Genomic DNA, 2,862 nt, shown 5'->3' with positions numbered 1-2,862 from the left:
GGGGTGGCCGGTGGCGGCGTCATGGCAGGGTGCGTCGGGGGCGCGGACTCCCGCGCTGGGCCCGTCGGTGAGCGGGCTGTCGGTGTAGGCGATGCCCAGTCCGGTGGTTCGGTCGTCGGTGAGTCCCTGCTGGGCGGACGGGCCGTCGCTCTCGCCCAGCGTGCGCATCACGTTGCCCAGGCGGGTGGTGCTGTCGTCCAGGACGTTGCGGGCGACGGGGCGGCGCTCGTGCTCGTAGGTGTCGAGCAGGGCCGGGTCGGCGCCGTCGAGGAGGGCGGCGAGCTTCCAGCCGAGGTTGTAGGCGTCCTGGATGCCGGTGTTCATGCCCTGGCCGCCAGCCGGGGAGTGGATGTGCGCCGCGTCGCCTGCCAGGAGGATGCGCCCGGAGCGGTAGTGGTCGGCCAGGACTACGTTGATCCGATGGAGGGAGTGCCATTCCGCGTCCTTGATGACCACGCCGGGGACGCCGGCGCGGTCAGTGAAGACGCGGCGGAACAGTTCCAGTGACGGCTCCTCGGGCTCGGCCTGGTCGGCGGGGATGGATGCCTGGAACTGCCACAGGTCGGTGCCGGGCAGCGGGAACAGAGAGAGCAGGCCGTCCTCCTTGCTGGTCCACAGGTGCTGGCAGTGGCGGGAGAGGCCGGTGAGGCGGACGTCTCCCAGGTGCCAGCGCTGGTCGTGCAAGGAGGTGCCGTGCAGTTCGATGCCGGCCATCGCGCGGACGGCACTGCGTCCGCCGTCGGCGCCGACGGCGTATCGGGCGCGCAGGGTGCGGGTTCCGGCGTCCGGCCCGACGGTGGTTTCGACGGTGGCGGTGATGCCGTCGTCGTCCTGCTGGAGGTCTGTTGCCTCGTTCCCCCAGTGGATGGTTCCGCCGAGCTCGGTCAGACGGTCGCGCAGGATCTGCTCGAACCGTGGCTGGGAGAGCCAGACCGGCGGGTAGGGAGCGTCCGTGGTGTGCAGCCCTGCGGCGAGCTCCACCGCCTCGGAGACCACCTGGTCGCGGTTGTAGCGACGGGTGGGGACGTTCGCCGGGCCCTCGGTGAGGACGCGTCCGGCCACGCCGAGGTCGTCGGCGACCTCCATGGTGCGGGGCTGGATGGTCTTGGCGCGGGAGGCGGTGCTGGGCGTGGTGGAGCGTTCCAGAAGAAGGAAGCTGACGCCGCGTCGGGCCAGGTCGCAGGCAAGGGTCAAGCCGGTGGGGCCGGCGCCGATGATCAGGACGTCGGTCGTGGTTATGTTCGCGGTGGTGAGAGTGGGCTCGTTCATAGCGTTGATTACCTACCTTAGGTATCATATTTGACGGCGCCCGATCTCGTGCGAGGTCGGCCTCCGGAAGAGAAAATATACCTATGTTAGGTATCTATCAAGGGTGTGGACATGGACCCGCTCAGTGATGCGACCACCGGGCTGCTGCCGCGCCTGCTCCAGCTGCGGACCCTGCTCAACCGCGGGCAGCTCTACGAGCAGGCTGCCCAGGACGCCGGAGTGGCGCTGGACCGGCCCGCCATGACGATCCTGGTCATCCTGGACGCGGCCGACCACCCGCTGCGGGTCGGCGAGATCGCCACCCGCATGCAAGTCGTCGGGCCCCACGTCACCCGCCACCTCAACAGCCTGCAAAAGCGCGCGCTCATCATTCGCGTTCCTGATCCCGAGGACCAAAGGGCCCGCCTGATCGCCCTGACACCCTCCGGGCAGCAGATGGTCGACCGCTACACCTCCACCGTCAACGGCTGGTTCACCGCGGCGCTCGCCCAGTGGCCCGACCACGACCGCACCGAACTCATGCGCCTGCTCACCCGCCTGACCAGCGACCTGACCACCCAGTTCGACGCCCTCGCCGCCGGCGGCACGCCGACCGACGAAGACTGACCACTGGCGCGCAGCGTCTTCGAGTGGTCCCGACGGGCGGTCACCCGGCTTCGGCGGAAGCACTTTCCTGCCCGGCCGGGGCCCTGGCCGCCAACTCCACCGCCTCGGCTCTCATCGACGAGGCCACCCGGTACAGCCAGCGCGCCCATCGTGTGAGGCGCAGGGCCGTCAGGACGTGAATCCACGACGCGTCCCCCATCGCGCTAGGGTTCCGCCGGGGTGGGGCCCTCGTCAGTTGTCCGTGTCTTCGGGGTGGTCGGGTGGCTGGTTTGGGAAGCGGCTGTCGACGTGTTGCTCGGGGCGGCGTTCCTCTTGTTCGGCGATGTCGTCCAGGACGCGTTGGTCGGCGTCGGTGAGCGGGGGCTGGAGGATGGCGCGGGGCCACAGGCGCCGTTTGACGACGACGTTGCTTTCGGCGGCGTAGACGGTCAGTTGGGCGCCGAGGTAGATCCACCACAGCAGTCCCAGGACGGTGCCGAACAGGCCGTAGACAGCGGTGGTGTGGCGCAGCTGGTGCGCGACCAGGGCGCCGCCGAATGCCTGCAAGGCGGTCCAGGCGGGTCCGGCGATCAGGCAGCCGGGGATCAGGCTCCGCCAGAGGACCTGCTGGGGGGTGAGGATTCGGAAGCAGGCCAGGTACAGGCCGGTGTTGACGATCACGGAGACGGCCAGGCCGCCGATGGTGATCGCAGGGCCGGCGCCGATGGAGGCGACGACGCCCGTCGCCGCGGAAGACACCAACAGGCCCAGGCCGAGGACCGCGACCAGGGCGAGGGAGCGGACCAGGCGGGGGAGGTAGCCGGGGCGTTTGACGCCGGGGATGTTCCACACCTGGGCCATGACGAACTGCAGCGTCTGGGCGATCCCGAGGGAGCCGTACAGCAGGCCCAGGGCGCCGATGACGACGGCCCAGACGCTGCCGTGCAGGGAGTGCACGTTGGTGCGGAGCTGGTCGCCGATGACGGGGAAGTCCGCGAGCGCCGAGTT

General features: G+C 70.0%; 3 protein-coding genes. 1 reads left to right on the top strand and 2 read right to left on the bottom strand.

What is annotated here, in order from left to right; translation table 11 throughout:
• Window positions 1–1,269 (bottom strand): FAD-dependent oxidoreductase (locus TR48_RS32630; protein WP_042374014.1); only part of this gene is annotated, 1,269 nt, incomplete at its 3' end.
• A 111-nt stretch (window positions 1,270–1,380) separates the two neighbouring features.
• Here TR48_RS32630 and TR48_RS32625 point away from each other — a divergent pair.
• Window positions 1,381–1,875 (top strand): MarR family winged helix-turn-helix transcriptional regulator, encoded by a 495-nt coding sequence (locus TR48_RS32625; protein WP_042374013.1) that lies wholly within the window; start codon window positions 1,381–1,383, stop codon window positions 1,873–1,875.
• A gap of 231 nt (window positions 1,876–2,106) precedes the next feature.
• Here the strand turns inward: TR48_RS32625 and TR48_RS32620 are convergent.
• Window positions 2,107–2,862: YihY/virulence factor BrkB family protein (locus TR48_RS32620; protein ID WP_042374011.1), on the bottom strand; the 756-nt coding region annotated here is incomplete at its 5' end.

This window comes from Streptacidiphilus neutrinimicus (assembly GCF_000787815.1).
Taxonomy (GTDB): Bacteria; Actinomycetota; Actinomycetes; order Streptomycetales; family Streptomycetaceae; genus Streptacidiphilus; species Streptacidiphilus neutrinimicus.
Note: the sequence above shows the minus strand (reverse complement) of the source record. Positions and strands in the feature narration are given on the sequence as shown.

Excerpts from the sequence above, each read along its gene's own strand:
- TR48_RS32625 (WP_042374013.1), top strand. The coding sequence starts at position 1,381 with ATGGACCCGCTCAGTGATGCGACCACCGGGCTGCTGCCGCGCCTGCTC.